Below are 16,833 nucleotides of genomic sequence, written 5' to 3'. Positions count from 1 at the left end.
AAGAAAAAACCCGCCGAAGCGGGTTCTTTCATTCAACGAGTGTTACTTGACGCTGCTCGGGGTTGGGCCTTCAGCCACACCCAGGTCATCTTCAGGACGGGTATCAGCGATACCGCGACCGCCCGAAGCCAGTTCGGCATCCAGCACGTCGGTGTCCAGCTCTTTCACCCACTTGGCAACCACGATGGTCGCTACAGCGTTACCGACCAGGTTGGTCAGGGCGCGGGCTTCGGACATGAAGCGGTCGATACCGAGGATCAGCGCCAGACCGGCCACCGGCAGGTGACCGACCGCCGACAGGGTCGCGGCCAGCACGATGAAGCCCGAACCGGTCACACCGGCTGCGCCTTTGGAGGACAGCAGCAACACCACCAGCAGGGTGATCTGGTGCGTGATGTCCATGTGCGTGTCAGTGGCCTGAGCAATGAACACGGCAGCCATGGTCAGGTAGATCGCAGTACCGTCGAGGTTGAACGAGTAACCGGTCGGGATCACCAGACCCACTACCGATTTTTTCGCGCCCAGACGCTCCATCTTGATCAGCATGCGAGGCAGTACCGATTCCGACGAGGACGTGCCGAGGACGATCAGCAGTTCTTCACGGATGTAACGGATCATCTTCAGCACGCTGAAACCGTGCATGCGCGCGATGGCGCCGAGGACGATGAGGATGAACGCCAGGCAGGTGATGTAGAAGCAGATCATCAGTTGACCCAGCTGCACCAGCGAACCCACGCCGTAGGCACCGATGGTGAAGGCCATGGCACCGAAGGCACCGATTGGCGCGAGCTTCATGATCATGTTGATGATGTTGAACATCACGTGAGCGAAGCGATCGATGAAGTCGAGGATCGGCTTGCCGTAGGCGCCCAGGCGATGCAGGGCGAAACCGAAGATCACCGAGAACATCAGCACTTGCAGGATGTCACCGGTGGCGAACGCGCCGACGATGGTGGTCGGGATCACGTTGAGCAGGAAACCGACAACACTTTGGTCAGCGCCAGCAGCCACGTAGGAAGCAACTTTCGAAGCGTCAAGGGTCGCGACGTCGATGTGCATGCCGGCGCCCGGTTGCACAACGTTGACCACAACCAGACCGACCAGCAAAGCGATGGTCGAAACGATTTCGAAGTACAGGAGTGCGTAACCGCCGGTCTTGCCGACCGACTTCATGTTCTGCATGCCGGCGATGCCGCTGACCACGGTGCAGAAGATGATCGGGGCGATGATCATTTTGATCAGTTTGATGAACCCGTCACCCAGCGGCTTTACCGCCACACCGAACTGCGGGTAATAGTGACCGAGCGCGATACCGATAACGATTGCGACGATCACCTGTAGATACAGGGATTTGTACAGTGGCTGACGAGTCGTCATTGCAAGTTTCCTCAAGAGTCTCGCGTGGCAACATCCATCTGTTGACCGCGAAACCTGAATTGCGAACCCTCCTGCACTGGAGGGATTTGTTGTTGGAGCGGCGTTTTCCGCACAGGATCAACGCACGCTTCTGTCGCTCTTATCGCAAACGTCGTGCCACTTTGGTGCATTTTGCTGCAAGCCTTTTGATATCAGGGGCTACAGGCCTGTTCAGTGTCACCGTCCGGTGACTTGAGTGTGGCGGATTTCCGCCAACTCGCCGCTTCTCGTCCTACAATTTGGCGGAAATCCGCCTTGTTGCTCGCACCACCGATGACTACCATCCGGCACCAGAGGAAGGATTTGCCGCTTATGCGCGAACGCACCATTGCCAGTCATTTCGCCCGTGCCGCCCTCGGTGGCGCCCGCCGACGGGGCTTCGATTACTCGGGCCTGCTGCTGCAACTGGGCATCAGCCCGGAATTGCTCGATGAGCCGCGCGCACGCATCGCCCCGGAGCAATTCACGCAGTTGATCCAGAGCCTGTGGCTGGCGCTGGACGACGAATACCTCGGTTTCGGTAACGCCCCGAGCAAGCCCGGCAGCTTCGCGATGATGTGCCATGCCTCGATCCACTGCCGCAATCTGGAGAAGGCACTGCAACGCGGTTTATTGTTTTATAGCCTATTCCCGCAAGCCCCGCGCCTGACCCTGACGCGCGAAGACGAATGGGTGCGTTTGAGCCTTGATGATTCGCCATTATGGGATCCGGATCACTTTCTCACCGAGAGCCTGCTGGTGATCTGGCATCGCCTCGGCAGTTGGCTGATCGGCCAGCGGATTCGCCTCGAACAAGCGACCTTCAGTTATCCACGCCCCGAACACGGCGCCGAATATGACCTGCTGTTCCCCTGCCCGCTGAGCTTCGGCACCGAGCAAAGCAGCCTTTTATTCCACAGCCGCTATCTGTCTATGCCGCTGTTGCAGGATGAACGCACGCTCAAACACTTCCTCGAACGCTCCCCCGCCGACCTGCTCTCCCGCCCCGACGACGGCGACAGCCTGAGCAGTCGCCTGCGCCGCTTGCTCAGCCGCGACAGCGCGAACTGGCCGGATCTGGAAGCGGTCGCGGCGCATTTGCACATCAGCCCGCAGACGCTACGCCGGCATTTGCGCGAAGAAGGCACGAGTTTTCAGGAACTGAAGGATCAGTTGCGGCGGGATATCGCCATCTATCATCTGGGGCGGGCGGATCTGTCGTTGCAGCAGATTGCCGAGCAACTCGGATTTTCCGAGCCGTCGGCGTTTCATCGGGCGTTCAAGAAGTGGACGGGGCTGACGCCGGGGGCTTATCGCGCGCAGGAGCATTAACGGCAAACGCGGTCCGGGAGGAGCGATCCTTTAAACTGTTATTCGATTTCTATGGCGTGAACACGAACTTATCGACAACCAGATTGGCTGGCATCCCCTGCGCTGAATCATGGCGAAGATCAAGCCGAACAATACCTGGTTTAGAAAAAATCAAGGTCTGTTGAATCCCTACAATTCCTTGATTAACAAAAATCTTTTCTTCAAGCAAATTCTCCTGAGCATCATATGTTCTATAAATAAATTGAGATTGGTCCCAACCGGCCATTACAGCTCCAAATCGAATTGCAGAGTAGGTGGCTTTGAAGTCCAACCGTGTAGTACCAATGCTGCCATGTATTGCGTAGAGCGATTTACCATCATTTATTCCGGGTGTATGAGCGCTACCCGATGTTATCCTGGCAGGGAAAAGTACTCCTGGCGAAACGGTCACGTACATGCTCGGCAGTTCTGTGCGTTCTCCAGCAGGAAAGATCGTCCCATCTGGATAGGCTTCGAAGTCTTCAGAAAGAATAGGAACAACCTCGCCTACCACCTGCGCGGTGGCAGCCTTCGAAGTACCGATCACAGCGCCCCCTCTGACTTGCTCATAAACAACTTCGACACGGCTGTCGGCAATGACTTTGTTGTTAGGGATCTCCCATGAGAACTGCCCGGGAACCTGCGTGATCGGCATTGTTGCTGCATGGGTAGCAACTTCGCTGCCCCCGAACATGGCGGTGAACTTCAAATGGATTTCATCCCCGGCTCTCCAGACCCTGTCGACCAGATGGATCAATGCCCATAACGGACCGCCTTTCATCTTCGTCAGATCGACAATGCTTGAGTCGTCATTGTTCTCGGTAGGGATTTCCCTGAGGACTGCCGGTTCCAGCGTTACACGTTCGGTATCGACATCAGCCTCGATCACCTTCGACCAGCGTCGTTTATCCGTCGGGTTATTGAGCTGATCGACCACCGTGTAGGAAATCGCAAACCGAGGGCTGTTGCCAGCCAGTTCAAACATTTCCCGGGTAATAGTGATCACGTACGGTTTGCCGACCTGCTCGGGCTGGACGGTGAAGTAAAAGCGATAGCGATTGAGTTCCAGCGTGACTTGGTCGTATGCCCGCCGAAAGATGTAGGACAGCGTGCACGGAACGCCTGCGTCCATTTCTTCCTTACCGATGCGGGGTGGCTCGCCCAACTCTGCAGGCAGGCTGATGGCAAGGTTGGGGTGGGGGCCAGTACCCGGCACGTCATTGCCGCCGGGCAGGTCGCGGTGATAGAGCGCCCATGATTCCGTTGATGGGCCGCTGTTGCCACTGGCGCGTTCCACGTCGTAAGTAAAGACGTGCACGCCGTCGCCGAGCAGTGACTGGTAGACCTCGAAATACGTTCGATCATTCTGCTCGTCGGGCGACACATCCTTACGATCGATGAATTGCCGCGCACTATCGCGGGGCCCCTTCATGTAGAGCGCGATAGCCGTATACTCACCGCCCGTGGGCGGGTCGACCACCGCCCGCGCCGCGCCATCACGGTTACCGTCGAGTCCTACCACCTCTCTAAAACTGGCCTGCGGCAGCCCTTCGACCGGCACGCCAGCGGGCGGCGCTGGATTGACGATAACGTCCGGGGTGGCCCCAGCAAACTTAAGAGGAAAATTGATCAATAAGCCGGTTTCTGGCTGATCGCTAGTCATCGCACGTGCTCCTTGCTGAACAAGTCGCGCTATGCGACGGATAGCAAGAATCAGACACCGTAGCGGTTTCGCTGGCTACTGTAAGAACTAACAGGTCAGCGGCATTTTCCGACGGACGGCAAGCCCGCAAGATGGGTTGGCTGGACGGGCCCTTTCGCGAGCAGACTCGCTCCCACAGGGGATCGGTTTTCAAATGTGCGAGCGAAGATTCATCATCGCCAGCAAGCGGGCTCCCCCAGTTGGTATGAACACCGCCAACACAGGTGGGAGCGAGCCTGCTCGCGAAGGGGCCACCATTGCCGCCCACTAAACCGCAGGAAAATGAATCCTGAACGCCGCCCCACCCATCGGCGAATCACCCAGCGCCAATTTCGCGTTGTAGCTTTCGATGATGTCCTTGACCACCGCCAACCCGATGCCCTGCCCCGGATGTTGGGCATCCAGCCGTTCGCCACGCTCGAGAATCCGCGCACGCTGATCCGGCGGTACGCCCGGGCCGTCATCTTCGACGCACAGTTCAATTCCGGCCAGGGTCTCGCGCACGCTGATGCGCACTTCGCCCAGGCACAGGCGATAAGCGTTTTCCAGCAGGTTGCCCATCATCTCCAGCAACGCGCCCTGCTCGATCGGCACGTAACAATGCTCGGGCAGATCAAAGGCCACGCGCACACGCTTGTCGCGGTAGACCTTGTCGAGGGTGTCGCAGAGGCTTTTCAGCACCGGTTGCAGCCGCACCTGATGGCGCACCAGACCGCTTTTGCGCAAGCTCGCGCGTTGCAGTTGATAGCTGATCTGCTGGCTCATGCGTTCGATCTGGCTTTGCAGCACCCAGGCTTGATCGCGTTCTTCGGGGCGTTGGGCCATGTCTTCACTGACGCCTTGCAACACCGCCAACGGGGTTTTCAGGCTGTGGGCGAGGTCATCGAGAGAATCGCGATAACGGCTGCGCTGTTGCCGTTCGCTGTGCAGCAAACGGTTGAGCGAGCCGGTCAGGCGCAGCAATTCGCGCGGGTGTTGTTCGGTGAGACTTTCGCGGGTGCCGCCTTCGATCTGGTCGAGCTCCTGACTGAGTTGGCGCAGGGCTTTCAGGCCCCAGGTCAGGCCGATCCACAACAACGCCAGCAACACGAGCAATGCCGCGCCGAAGCCCAGATAGAGATTCTCGCGCAGGCCTTCAAGGGTGGTTTCGTATTCGCGCACCGGTTGCAGGGCAACGATGCTGAACGCCGCGCTCTTGCCGCCGAGCAGTTTGACTTCGACGTCGTAGACGAAGAATTCCTGACCGTTGGCTTCGCGGATCCGCGCGAACTCGTTGCCGAGGCCGTCATAGCGCGGTTTGTAGTTGATCTGTTCTTCCTGGGTGGCTTTCGAACGCCACACCAGGTGCCCTTCGCGGTCGTAGATGTAGCCGAGCAAGCGGAAGTCGGTGAGGTTGAAACGCTCATCCGGCAACTGATTGGGCATCACCAGCCGACCGTTTTCGATGCGCGCGGCAGAGATCAGCGTGGTCACGTCGGAAGCCAGCCGCTGCTCGATCGAGTCTTGCAAGGCGAGACTGAACGCGCCTTGCATCGCCGGCAGCAAGGCAAGCATGAACAACACCGCCAACGTGGTGGCGGCGAGCATCAGACGAACACGAAGCGAACGAATCAAGTGCAGCGCTCGTTGAACAGGTAACCGAGGCCACGCACGGTGTCGATCGGTTTGAACCCGGCCGGGCCTTCGAGTTTGCGGCGCAGGCGACCGACCAGCACTTCAATGACATTCGGATCGCGCTCGTCGTCGTCCGGGTAGAGCTGTTCCATCAAGCGATCCTTGGGCACCACTTGCTGATGGTGGCGCATGAGGTATTCGAGGATGCGGTACTCGTAGGCGGTCAGCGCCAACGGTTGTTCGTCGAGGGTCGCCTGTTTGCGATTGAGGTCGAGCAGCAGCGGGCCGGCGACGATGGTCGACTGGGTGAAACCGCTGGAGCGGCGCAGCAAGGCATTCAGGCGCGCGTCGAGCTCTTCGAACTGGAACGGCTTGACCACGTAATCGTCGGCACCGGCGGCGAGGCCTTCGACCTTGTCCTGCCAGTTGCCGCGCGCGGTGAGGATCAGGATCGGGAAGGTCTTGCCGCCCGAGCGCAACTGGCGGATCAGGTCGAGCCCGCCCATGCCCGGCAGGCCGAGATCGATCACCGCCAAATCAAAGTTGAACTGTCCGGTCTGGTACAGCGCCTCTTCGGCATTGGCCACGGACTCGACCACGTGACCGCTCTCCGTGAGGCGGGTTTGCAGGTGATGGCGCAACAGCGCTTCATCTTCGACGACCAACAGTTTCATGACCTTCTCCTAATCACTTGAAATCTCCACAACCCCCTGTGGGAGCGAGCTTGCTCGCGAAGGCGATTATCCAGTCAACGATGATGTTGAATGAAACATCGCTTTCGCGAGCAAGCTCGCTCCCACAGGATTCCAGGGCGACTCGCTCCTTAGAAATTGTAGTTAGCCGACAGGTAAGTCTGGGCGCTGCTGTTCAAATCCAGCGAGCCCTGCTTGCTGCCACCGCTCTCTTTCATTTCGGTGCTGGCGTTGCTCATCAGGTAACGGTAACCGAGTTCCACCGAAGTGTTCTGGGTGACTTGCTGCAACACACCGACCTGGCCGCCGACGGCGTAACCGATGTCACTGTCGCGGCTGTAGCCTGGCGAATCCTGGGTCAGCTTGGTCAGACCGGCCGTGGCACCGCCGAACAATTTGGTGCTGCCGCCCACCGGGTAGAACAGATCGTAGCTGCCCAGCAGGTTTTCCTGACGCAGTTTAATGCCATTGTGCGAACCGGACACGTTGTCGTAGGTGGCGTAGTAGCGACCCTGGCTGTTTTGCTGACCGAGGCGTACGCCGTAGGTGTTGTTGCCGTCAATCGCGCCAGTGGCGTTCGGGTGATCGAGGTTGTTGTTCAGGGCGTGGGACTTGTCGATCTTGTCACTGGTCTGGCCGAAAGTCAGGCCGGCAAAGTTGCTGGTGTCGTCGGCGTTGGCCGCGATGCTGGAGCCTAACAGGGTAAATGCCAGCAACAGTTGGTTAAAACGAGTCATGGGTATTTCCTCTTTCACAGTGCTGTTTGGGTATGGCGCAAGGTTACTGACCCGCCCCTGTACCGACCCTGAACCGTCTCTGAACCTGACCTGAATCAAATCGACTAGGCTGTTTTGACCACTTTCGATAAGGAGACCCGACCATGCGCCTGTTCCTCGCCCTCACGTTGCTGGCTGTCAGCAGCCTCACTCAGGCTGCGATCAAGACAGAGGAAATCCCCTATAAAAGCGCCGATGGCACCCAGCTCATCGGTTATTACGCCTACGACGACGCCATTAAAGGCAAGCGCCCGGGCGTCGTCGTCGTGCATGAGTGGTGGGGGCTGAACGATTACGCCAAACGCCGCGCCCGCGATCTTGCCGGTCTCGGCTACAGCGCGCTGGCGATTGATATGTATGGCGAAGGCAAGAACACCGAACACCCGAAAGATGCGATGGCGTTCATGCAGGCGGCGACGGCGGACGCGGCAGCCTCCAGCAAACGCTTTGAGGCGGGGCTGAATTTGCTCAAGCAGCAACCACAAACTGACGCGAACAAACTCGCCGCCATCGGCTACTGCTTTGGCGGGGGCGTGGTGCTCAACGCGGCGCGGCAAGGTGAACCACTGGCAGGCGTGGTGAGTTTCCACGGCGCGCTGGCAACCAAAACCCCGGCGACGCCCGGCAGCGTCAAGGCGAAGATTCTGGTCGAGCACGGCGCGCTGGACAGCATGGTCACCGCGGACAATGTCACCGCGTTCAAGGCAGAAATGGACAAGGCCGGGGCTGACTACAAATTTGTCAGTCTGGATGGCGCCAAGCATGGCTTCACCAACCCCGATGCCGATCGCCTGAGCCATGGCGAGCACGGTGGCCCGGACATCGGGTACAACAAGGCTGCGGATGAAAAATCCTGGGCGGACATGAAAGCGTTCTTCCAGAAAATCTTCAGCTGATCAGAGGGACCGCGGTGCGACCTTCGCGAGTAGGCTCGCTCCCACAGGGGATCTACTCGGTGGCATAGATCCAGTGTGGGAGCGAGCCTGCTCGCGAAAGCTTCACCGCCAATCTCGACCTTGCCACGACTAACCGGCAAAATGCCCGCCATGAATCTCACCCCCGCCCTTCCCGCCTGCTGCACCGCGCTCGACAGCCACTGGCCGTTGCCGACGGTGTTGCCCGACACCGTGCTGCTCAGCACTCATTTCGATCCGGCCCAACTGCTAGGCGATGATTTTCAGCGCAGCGCCGTCACGGCACCGCCGAGCATTCAACGTTCGGTGGCCAAGCGTCAGGCAGAGTTTCTTGCCGGGCGGATCTGCGCCCGGGCGGCGTTGCAGCAACTTGAGGGCAGCGGCGTGGTGCCGGCGATTGGCGAGGATCGCGCACCGGTGTGGCCGGCGCACATCTGCGGCTCGATCACCCACAGCACCGGCCGTGCGGCGGCGATTGTCGCCAACAAGCAGCACTGGCGCGGTTTGGGCATGGACCTGGAAAACCTGCTGAACACCGAACGCGCCGAGCGCCTGGCCGGGGAAATTCTCACGCCGGCAGAGATGCAGCGCATGACCGCCGCGTCGCGGGATCAGTTGGCGTTGTGGGTGACGCTGACGTTTTCGGTGAAGGAAAGTCTGTTCAAGGCGCTGTATCCGATCGTGCAGCAGCGTTTTTATTTCGAGCATGCGGAAGTGCTGGAGTGGACGGAGGCAGGTCAGGTTCGCTTGCGCTTGTTGACGGACTTGTCGGCGGAATGGCGCAACGGCAGCGAACTTGAGGCGCAGTTCGGGGTGCAGGATGGGCAGTTGTTGAGTCTGGTCAGCATCAAGGCCTGAGGATTTTCAGCGCCTGTCGGGGCCTCTTCGCGAGCAGGCTCGCTCCCACATTTGGAATGCATTCCCCTGTCAGAGCGAGCCTGCTCGCGAAGGCGGCATCACAGCCACCACAAACCTTACCGGCGTTCCTGATTCCTCGGCCAACTCAGGCTGAAACAGGCCCCACCCAGACTCTTGCTCTTGCCAATGATCGCCCGGCCGTCATGCCAATGGATGATCCGCCGCACAATCGACAAACCCAGACCATGGCCGCCCGACGCCCGTGTACGGCTATCGTCCAGACGCAGAAACGGCGTGAAAATCCTTTCCCACGCCACTTCCGGCACGCCCGGCCCGTCATCCTCGACATCGACGCGGCAACGCAACTGCCCGACCTGATAACTCACCGTCACCTGCGAACTCGCATGGCGCATGGCATTGCTTACGAGGTTCTGCATCGCCCGGTGCAAATAGCGCGGCTCGGCCTCGACCCAGGCGGCGTCATTATCGGCCGCCGACAAACACAAGCCGCGCTGCACGGTAACCTCGGCGCGCAGCGGCGCGAGTTCCTCGATGACCTGATTGACCAGCGCGTCCAGATCGATGCGCTGGAACGTCAGCGCCGGCGAGCCCTGCTCCAGGCGGGCGTAAGTAAGCATTTCATCGACCAGCTTATCGAGGTCCTCGATGTCGTGGTCCATGCCTTCGCGGTACTTCTCCAGCGCTTGCGGCGTGGTCGCCGAACCGATCATTTCCAGACCGAAACGCAGCCGCGCCACCGGCGTGCGCAACTCATGGGACACCGCCCGCACCAGTTCGCGCTGGATCGCCAGCAACTGCTGCAAGTGCTCGGCCATGCCGTTGAACGCCGCCGCCAGACGCCCGACCGAGTCGGCACCGCGCGCCGGCACACGAGTTTCCAGGCTGCCCTTGGCAATGCGCGTGGCGGCCGCTTCGAGACCGCGCAAACGTCGTTCGAGTTGACGCACCAGCAAGTACACGATCAGGCCGATCAAGCTCAGCCCGAGGGCGGCGATCAGCACCAGCCACTCCGGCGGGTACGGGTTCATTTGATACAGCGGGCCGATTTCCAGTACCCACGGCGTGCCGACCATGCCGGCGAACACGCGGATCGAATCACCGCCCTTGCCCAACGCCATTACCGTGTCGCCCTCGGACACACGCCGGCTCTGGTCTTCGTCCATATCGGCGTCGTCGGCCGTGACCAGCCGCAAGTCGAATCCAAAACCCTTCTCTTGCTTTATCTGCGCAAGGCGCTTGGGTTGCTCGCCGACCGGCACGCGCACCAGTTCATCGGCCAACAGGTAAATAGTGGCGCGGGCCAGTTGCTCGCTGATCTGTTGCACCTCCCCCACCAGCACAAGCTGTTCCTTGTCGCTGACCAGTCGATACACCTTGGCCGCATGCGGCCCGGTCTGTTCGACCAGGGCCTGGCCGCGCTGCACGCGGGTGCGTTGGGCGAGGTCGAGATCGGTTTCGGCAAATGCCTTCAGCGCCAATGGAATACCCAGCAGACGCTCCCACACCAGCAGCGCCCGGTGGCGTTCGGTTTCGTTCATCGGTTGCAGGTTGCCGGCCATCAGCGAAAACGTGCCGTGGGCCAGGCGCTCGCGGTACTGCTCACTGCGCACTTGATTGAGCAGGTTCAGCGCCAGCACGCCGAGCACTGCCACCAGAATCAGCGCTGCGCACATGCCGCCGTAGATGCGCAGGAAGATCGAATTCACAGCGGCAGGTCTACGCAGGCTTCAGGAACGAACAGGTAGCCCTTGCTGCGGATGGTCTTGATCAAGCGCGGATGGTCGGGATCGTCACCGATTTTCGGGCGGATGCGCGAGATGCGTACATCGATCGAGCGGTCCTGGCCGTCATAGCCGATGCCGCGCAGGGCGGTGAAGATTTCTTCGCGGGACAAAATGCGCCCGGCGTTGGACACCAATAACCAGAGCAGGTCGAACTCGGCGCTGGTCAACTCGATACCGTTGTCGCTCAGCCAGGCTTCGCGCAAGGCATTGTCGACCAGCAGCGGACCGAATTGCAGACGACGGGATTTTTCTGCGGCCGGTTCCGGTGTGTCACTGCGTCGCAGCAGCGCCTGGATCCGCGCCAACAACAGACGCGGACGCACCGGTTTGCAGACGTAATCGTCGGCGCCCAGGTCCAGCCCCTGAATCTGGTCGGCGTCGTCGGTACGCGCGGTGAGCATCAGAATCGGCCCGTCATAACGATCGCGCACCTTGCGACAGATGCTCAGGCCATCTTCGCCCGGCAGCATCAGGTCGAGGATCACCAGATCCGGCTGCTCGCTGATGATCCGCGCCGCCGCCAATGCACCGTTGCCTTCGATGTTGACGCGCAGTCCATTGGCGAGCAGGTAGTCACGCGTGAGTTCGGCCAGTCGCTGGTCATCCTCGACGATCAATACCTGAAAGGCTTGTTGCTCCACCGGTGACCTCTGCTTGCTGTTTTTATTAATAGAAGAAAAGCAATTGCCCAGACGCACAAACCCCTGTCGCTCTGAATCCTCCCGTCTTTTTGTCATGTTCCGGGAGGATAAAGATGCCTGTGCATGGCCCGATTGTATAAACGGCGTACAGGCAGAACACAAGTCGGTAAATGCGTTCGGACAAGGCGGTTTTTTGTGATAGGGTTCGCGCCCTTAAAAATCCGCTGAAGCGTTTTTCCCGATGCAAAAACAGTGACAGACGGTCTAGCTCAGCAGCTTCGCGGCCTACACGTGAATTCGGGATTTCTTACACAATTTACGCACAGGCTTATCCACAGGTAGTACGTTGCAATCCCCCCCTGAAACGCATTATCTTGTAGCCCGAGCGAAAAAAAACCCTACATGTAGGGTTTGACGCTAAAAAACCAAACACAAACCCGACAGTAAATTCAAGGCTTTTTATTGCCATTGTCGGGTTGAACCAAACGTATTTTCAGAAGCCCAAACCGCGCCTGCGGATGGCTACCGATTTTCAGCCGATCACGGCGTTTACGGTACGGGTGTTGCAGTGACGAAACTGCTCCCGGAATGGAATGCGGATTCACGCGTATCGCGTGGACCGAAGACTTCGGCATGGAAGCGGCGCTCACAAGGCCCTCTTCCTGAACTGTCCCGAAGTCGTTATGCCCGGCGCGTGCCGGTTGTAGTGCTTCAGGACGGAACGGTGGGCACCGTGATGGTGCCCAAACAAACATAGAGAACGTGGAGACACCCATGCAAACCGACACAACTCGCGAGAACCCGCAGGGCACCTTGCCGCAGGCCGCCGATTCGACTTCGGATCTGGCAGCCACCGCGCCTGGTCAACTGCGCGTGATCAAGCGTAATGGCACTGTCGTTCCTTACACCGATGACAAGATCACCGTCGCTATCACCAAAGCGTTTCTCGCAGTTGAGGGCGGCACCGCTGCCGCTTCGTCGCGAATCCACGACACCGTTGCCCGCCTGACCGAACAAGTCACCGCGACCTTCAAGCGTCGCATGCCTTCGGGCGGCACCATCCACATCGAAGAAATCCAGGACCAGGTCGAACTCGCCCTGATGCGTGCCGGTGAGCAGAAAGTCGCTCGCGACTACGTGATCTACCGTGACGGTCGTTCGAAAGAACGCGCTGCCCACGCACCGGCCGAAGAGGCGGTCAACGCGCACCCGTCGATCCGCATCACCCGTGCCGACGGCAGCCTGGCGCCGCTGGACATGGGCCGTCTGAACACCATCGTCACCGAAGCGTGCGAAGGCCTGGAAGAAGTCGACGGCGACCTGATCCAGCGCGAAACCCTGAAAAACCTCTACGACGGCGTGGCCCTGACCGACGTCAACACCGCCCTGGTGATGACCGCCCGTACGCTGGTCGAGCGCGAGCCGAACTACTCGTTCGTGACCGCCCGCCTGCTGATGGACACCCTGCGTGCCGAAGGCCTGGGTTTCCTCGGTGTCGCTGAAAGCGCCACTCACCACGAGATGGTCGACCTGTACGCCAAGGCGCTGCCGGCCTACATCGCCAAAGGTATCGAGTTCGAACTGCTGAACCCTGTGCTGGCCTCCTTCGACCTGGAAAAACTGGGCAAGGCGATCAACCACGAGCGCGATCAGCAATTCACCTACCTGGGCCTGCAAACCCTGTACGACCGTTACTTCATCCACAAGGATGGTATTCGTTTCGAACTGCCGCAGATCTTCTTCATGCGCGTGGCCATGGGCCTGGCGATCGAAGAGAAGCAGAAAGAAGACCGTGCGATCGAGTTCTACAACCTGCTGTCGTCCTTCGATTACATGTCGTCGACCCCGACCCTGTTCAACGCCGGTACCCTGCGTCCACAGCTGTCGAGCTGCTACCTGACCACCGTGCCGGATGACCTGTCGGGCATCTACCACGCGATCCACGACAACGCCATGTTGTCGAAATTCGCCGGTGGCCTGGGCAACGACTGGACGCCGGTGCGTGCACTGGGTTCGTACATCAAGGGCACCAACGGCAAGTCGCAAGGCGTGGTTCCGTTCCTCAAAGTGGTGAACGACACCGCTGTGGCCGTTAACCAGGGTGGCAAGCGCAAAGGCGCTGTGTGTGCCTACCTGGAAACCTGGCACATGGACATCGAAGAGTTCATCGAGCTGCGCAAGAACACCGGTGATGATCGTCGTCGTACCCACGACATGAACACTGCCAACTGGATCCCTGACCTGTTCATGAAGCGCGTCTTCGATGACGGCAAGTGGACCCTGTTCTCGCCATCCGAAGTACCGGACCTGCACGACCTGACCGGTAAAGCCTTCGAAGAGCGCTACGAGTACTACGAAGCCCTGACCGAATACCCAGGCAAGGTTCGCCTGTTCAAGACCATCCAGGCCAAAGACCTGTGGCGCAAAATGCTCTCCATGCTGTTTGAAACCGGCCACCCATGGCTGACCTTCAAAGACCCGTGCAACCTGCGCAGCCCGCAGCAGCACGTCGGCGTGGTTCACAGCTCGAACCTGTGCACCGAAATCACCTTGAACACCAACAAGGACGAGATCGCCGTTTGCAACCTGGGCTCGATCAACCTGCCGAACCACATCGTCAACGGCAAGCTGGACACCGCCAAGCTGGAACGCACCGTGAACACCGCCGTTCGTATGCTCGATAACGTTATCGACATCAACTACTACTCGGTGCCACAAGCGAAGAACTCCAACTTCAAGCACCGTCCGGTCGGTCTGGGCATCATGGGCTTCCAGGACGCTTTGTACCTGCAGCACATTCCTTACGGTTCCGACGCTGCCGTCGAGTTCGCCGACAAGTCGATGGAAGCGGTCAGCTACTACGCGATCCAGGCGTCCTGCGACCTGGCTGACGAGCGCGGCGCTTACGAGACGTTCCAGGGTTCGCTGTGGTCCAAAGGCATCCTGCCACTGGATTCGCAACAGATCCTGATCGAGCAACGTGGCCAGAAGTACATCGACGTTGACCTGAATGAATCCCTGGACTGGGCACCGGTTCGCGCCCGTGTTCAGAAAGGCATTCGTAACTCCAACATCATGGCCATCGCACCGACCGCGACCATCGCCAACATCACTGGCGTCTCGCAGTCGATCGAACCGACCTACCAGAACCTCTATGTGAAATCGAACCTGTCGGGCGAATTCACCGTGATCAACCCGTACCTGGTTCGCGACCTCAAGGCTCGCGGTCTGTGGGACTCGGTCATGATCAACGACCTGAAGTACTACGACGGTTCGGTTCAGCAGATCGAGCGCATCCCGCAAGAACTCAAAGAGCTCTACGCGACCGCGTTCGAAGTGGACACCAAGTGGATCGTTGACGCGGCCAGCCGTCGTCAGAAGTGGATCGACCAGGCCCAATCGCTGAACCTGTACATCGCTGGCGCATCGGGCAAGAAACTCGACGTGACCTACCGCATGGCCTGGTACCGTGGCCTGAAAACCACTTACTACCTCCGTGCCCTGGCCGCGACCAGCACCGAGAAGTCGACCATCAGCACCAGCAAGCTGAACGCTGTTTCCAGCGGCGGCAACCACGGCGACGATTCGGTTCTGGCAGCTCCTGCCGGTCCTGCTCCAGTGCCAAAGGCTTGCGCGATCGACGAGCCGGATTGCGAAGCTTGCCAATAAGCTGAGCACTCAGGCGTTGCGAGACGCCTGAGCTTTCCAAAAGAAACCCCCGACAGACTTCTGGTTTATCGGGGGTTTTCTTTTGTCTTGAATAAAAATCGAAGCAAAAAAAACGGCGAAACCTGAGTACAGGCTTCGCCGTTTTTCTGTTGTCGCTAGTTAATCATCACACCGTGAATGCTTCAGACATTGCCTGTCCAACCACCGGAATGGTGAAGGACTCGCCATTGTTGGTGTAGAACGTTTCGATGGTGTTGGCGCCCTTGTACCAGTCTTTCAGGAACACGCCGGAGTCCAGATTGCCGCTCTGCAGATCGGCGGCGTTGAAGATGTAGGCGCCCTGATCGTTTTGCATGATCCGGACATCGCTGACACTTTGGATGTTTCTCAGAGTGACCACATCGATCCCTGTGGTTCCGTCATCGAAAATCGCGACCATGGTTTTGGAAGACACGAAATACGCATCGCTGCCCTCTCCACCATAACCGTCACCGGAAGCGCTCAGATACAACTTGTCGGCACCCGCTCCGCCGCGCAACTCATAGCCATGACCCAAGCCCATCAACGTGTCATTGCCGTCGCCCCCGTCGGCGATACCCGAAATGACCGTAATGTTGTCATTGCCGGCTTCGCCGTAGAAAACCGAACCGACATCACGCACATACCCGATGATGTAATCATCACCGTTGCCGCCATAGACGATATCGGCCTGGTTATCCGTGGCGAAAGGTACCGCCAGGGCGCCAGTGTTGGTGAAGCTGTGACCGTACAAAATGTCGTTGCCATCACCGCCATAGAGAACGTCGTTACCGTCACCACCTTCCAGCATGTTGGCGAAGGCATTACCGGTCAAAGTGTCATTGAAGGCTGAGCCGACCAGATTATCGATATTGGTGAGCACATCCCCCTGAGCATCGCCGCCAGTGCCGGAACCTGTCAGGAGATTGACCTGCACCGACTCGGCGCTATTGACGTACCAGGCAGAGTCTCCACGCCCCACACCAATCAAAGTATCCGCACCAGCACCGCCAATAAAGCTCTCCCGCACGGCCGCGGAGCCAGTGAAGGTGTCGGCATAAGCAGAACCTTGGAATCCCTCGATCGACGTGTAGAAATCTCCCGCCGCAATACCGGTAAGCACCGCAGCACTCAGATCCAGCGTAACGCCGGCATTTTCACCCGCAAAGCTGAGGATGTCGTTGCCATCGCCACCATCAAAACGATCCACGCCGGCACTGCCGACAAAGATATCGCCGTAACTGGAGCCCCGGATCTGTTCGATATTGTTGTAGGAATCGCCGGCAGCGATACCCGTGTTGACGCCGGTTTTGGAGTTGATTGTCACGCCCGAGAGGCTGTCAACGTAGCTGACCGTGTCAAAACCATCGCCACCGAAGAACTGGTCAGCACCTGCGCC

Annotated in this window: 12 protein-coding genes; 4 read left to right on the top strand and 8 right to left on the bottom strand. The window is 59.1% G+C overall.

Going from position 1 to position 16,833, the window contains the following annotated elements; all coding sequences use genetic code 11:
• Positions 1-42 precede the first annotated feature (42 nt).
• A complete protein-coding gene (locus tag A8O26_RS07830; RefSeq protein ID WP_034155798.1) occupies positions 43-1,377 on the bottom strand; it encodes a dicarboxylate/amino acid:cation symporter in 1,335 nt (444 codons plus the stop codon).
• Between the two features lie 351 nt (positions 1,378-1,728).
• Between A8O26_RS07830 and A8O26_RS07825 the strand changes: the two genes are divergently transcribed.
• The gene (locus A8O26_RS07825; RefSeq protein ID WP_064117492.1) at positions 1,729-2,727 is read left to right on the top strand and encodes an AraC family transcriptional regulator; all 999 of its coding nucleotides are present in this window, start codon (positions 1,729-1,731) and stop codon (positions 2,725-2,727) included.
• A 49-nt stretch (positions 2,728-2,776) separates the two neighbouring features.
• Here A8O26_RS07825 and A8O26_RS07820 read toward each other — a convergent pair whose 3' ends face one another.
• From A8O26_RS07820 to A8O26_RS07805, 4 genes are all read right to left on the bottom strand, one after another.
• Positions 2,777-4,408: a hypothetical protein gene (locus tag A8O26_RS07820; RefSeq protein WP_064117491.1), complete on the bottom strand. Its 1,632-nt coding sequence runs from the start codon at positions 4,406-4,408 to the stop codon at positions 2,777-2,779.
• A 306-nt stretch (positions 4,409-4,714) separates the two neighbouring features.
• Positions 4,715-6,061: an ATP-binding protein gene (locus A8O26_RS07815; protein WP_064117490.1), complete on the bottom strand. Its 1,347-nt coding sequence runs from the start codon at positions 6,059-6,061 to the stop codon at positions 4,715-4,717.
• Entirely contained in the window at positions 6,058-6,735 is a 678-nt protein-coding gene (locus A8O26_RS07810; protein WP_008079190.1) for a response regulator transcription factor, read from the bottom strand. Before A8O26_RS07810 ends, A8O26_RS07815 begins: the two co-directional genes overlap by 4 nt.
• 149 nt (positions 6,736-6,884) lie before the next feature.
• The gene (locus A8O26_RS07805; RefSeq protein WP_064117489.1) at positions 6,885-7,490 is read right to left on the bottom strand and encodes a hypothetical protein; all 606 of its coding nucleotides are present in this window, start codon (positions 7,488-7,490) and stop codon (positions 6,885-6,887) included.
• A 143-nt stretch (positions 7,491-7,633) separates the two neighbouring features.
• Between A8O26_RS07805 and A8O26_RS07800 the strand changes: the two genes are divergently transcribed.
• Positions 7,634-8,425: a dienelactone hydrolase family protein gene (locus A8O26_RS07800; protein ID WP_064117488.1), complete on the top strand. Its 792-nt coding sequence runs from the start codon at positions 7,634-7,636 to the stop codon at positions 8,423-8,425.
• Positions 8,426-8,575: 150 nt separating this feature from the next.
• Positions 8,576-9,301: a 4'-phosphopantetheinyl transferase family protein gene (locus tag A8O26_RS07795; protein WP_064117516.1), complete on the top strand. Its 726-nt coding sequence runs from the start codon at positions 8,576-8,578 to the stop codon at positions 9,299-9,301.
• Positions 9,302-9,417: 116 nt separating this feature from the next.
• Here the strand turns inward: A8O26_RS07795 and A8O26_RS07790 are convergent, their stop codons facing one another.
• Positions 9,418-11,028, bottom strand: a complete 1,611-nt coding sequence (locus tag A8O26_RS07790) for an ATP-binding protein (protein ID WP_064117487.1) — start codon at positions 11,026-11,028, stop codon at positions 9,418-9,420.
• Positions 11,025-11,747 carry a response regulator gene (locus tag A8O26_RS07785; protein WP_064117486.1) on the bottom strand — a complete coding sequence of 241 codons (723 nt, stop codon included), beginning with the start codon at positions 11,745-11,747 and terminating at the stop codon, positions 11,025-11,027. The genes A8O26_RS07790 and A8O26_RS07785 overlap by 4 nt, the downstream gene beginning before the upstream one ends.
• A gap of 774 nt (positions 11,748-12,521) precedes the next feature.
• Here A8O26_RS07785 and A8O26_RS07780 point away from each other — a divergent pair.
• Positions 12,522-15,416 (top strand): ribonucleoside-diphosphate reductase subunit alpha, encoded by a 2,895-nt coding sequence (locus tag A8O26_RS07780; RefSeq protein ID WP_064117485.1) that lies wholly within the window; start codon positions 12,522-12,524, stop codon positions 15,414-15,416.
• A gap of 166 nt (positions 15,417-15,582) precedes the next feature.
• On the opposite strand, the gene A8O26_RS07775 is transcribed toward A8O26_RS07780, so the two are convergent.
• Positions 15,583-16,833 (bottom strand): calcium-binding protein (locus tag A8O26_RS07775; protein ID WP_301336274.1); only part of this gene is annotated, 1,251 nt, incomplete at its 5' end.

This window comes from Pseudomonas fluorescens, from assembly GCF_001648775.1.
In the GTDB taxonomy this organism is placed as follows: Bacteria; Pseudomonadota; Gammaproteobacteria; order Pseudomonadales; family Pseudomonadaceae; genus Aquipseudomonas; species Aquipseudomonas fluorescens_M.
Note: the sequence above shows the minus strand (reverse complement) of the source record. Positions and strands in the feature narration are given on the sequence as shown.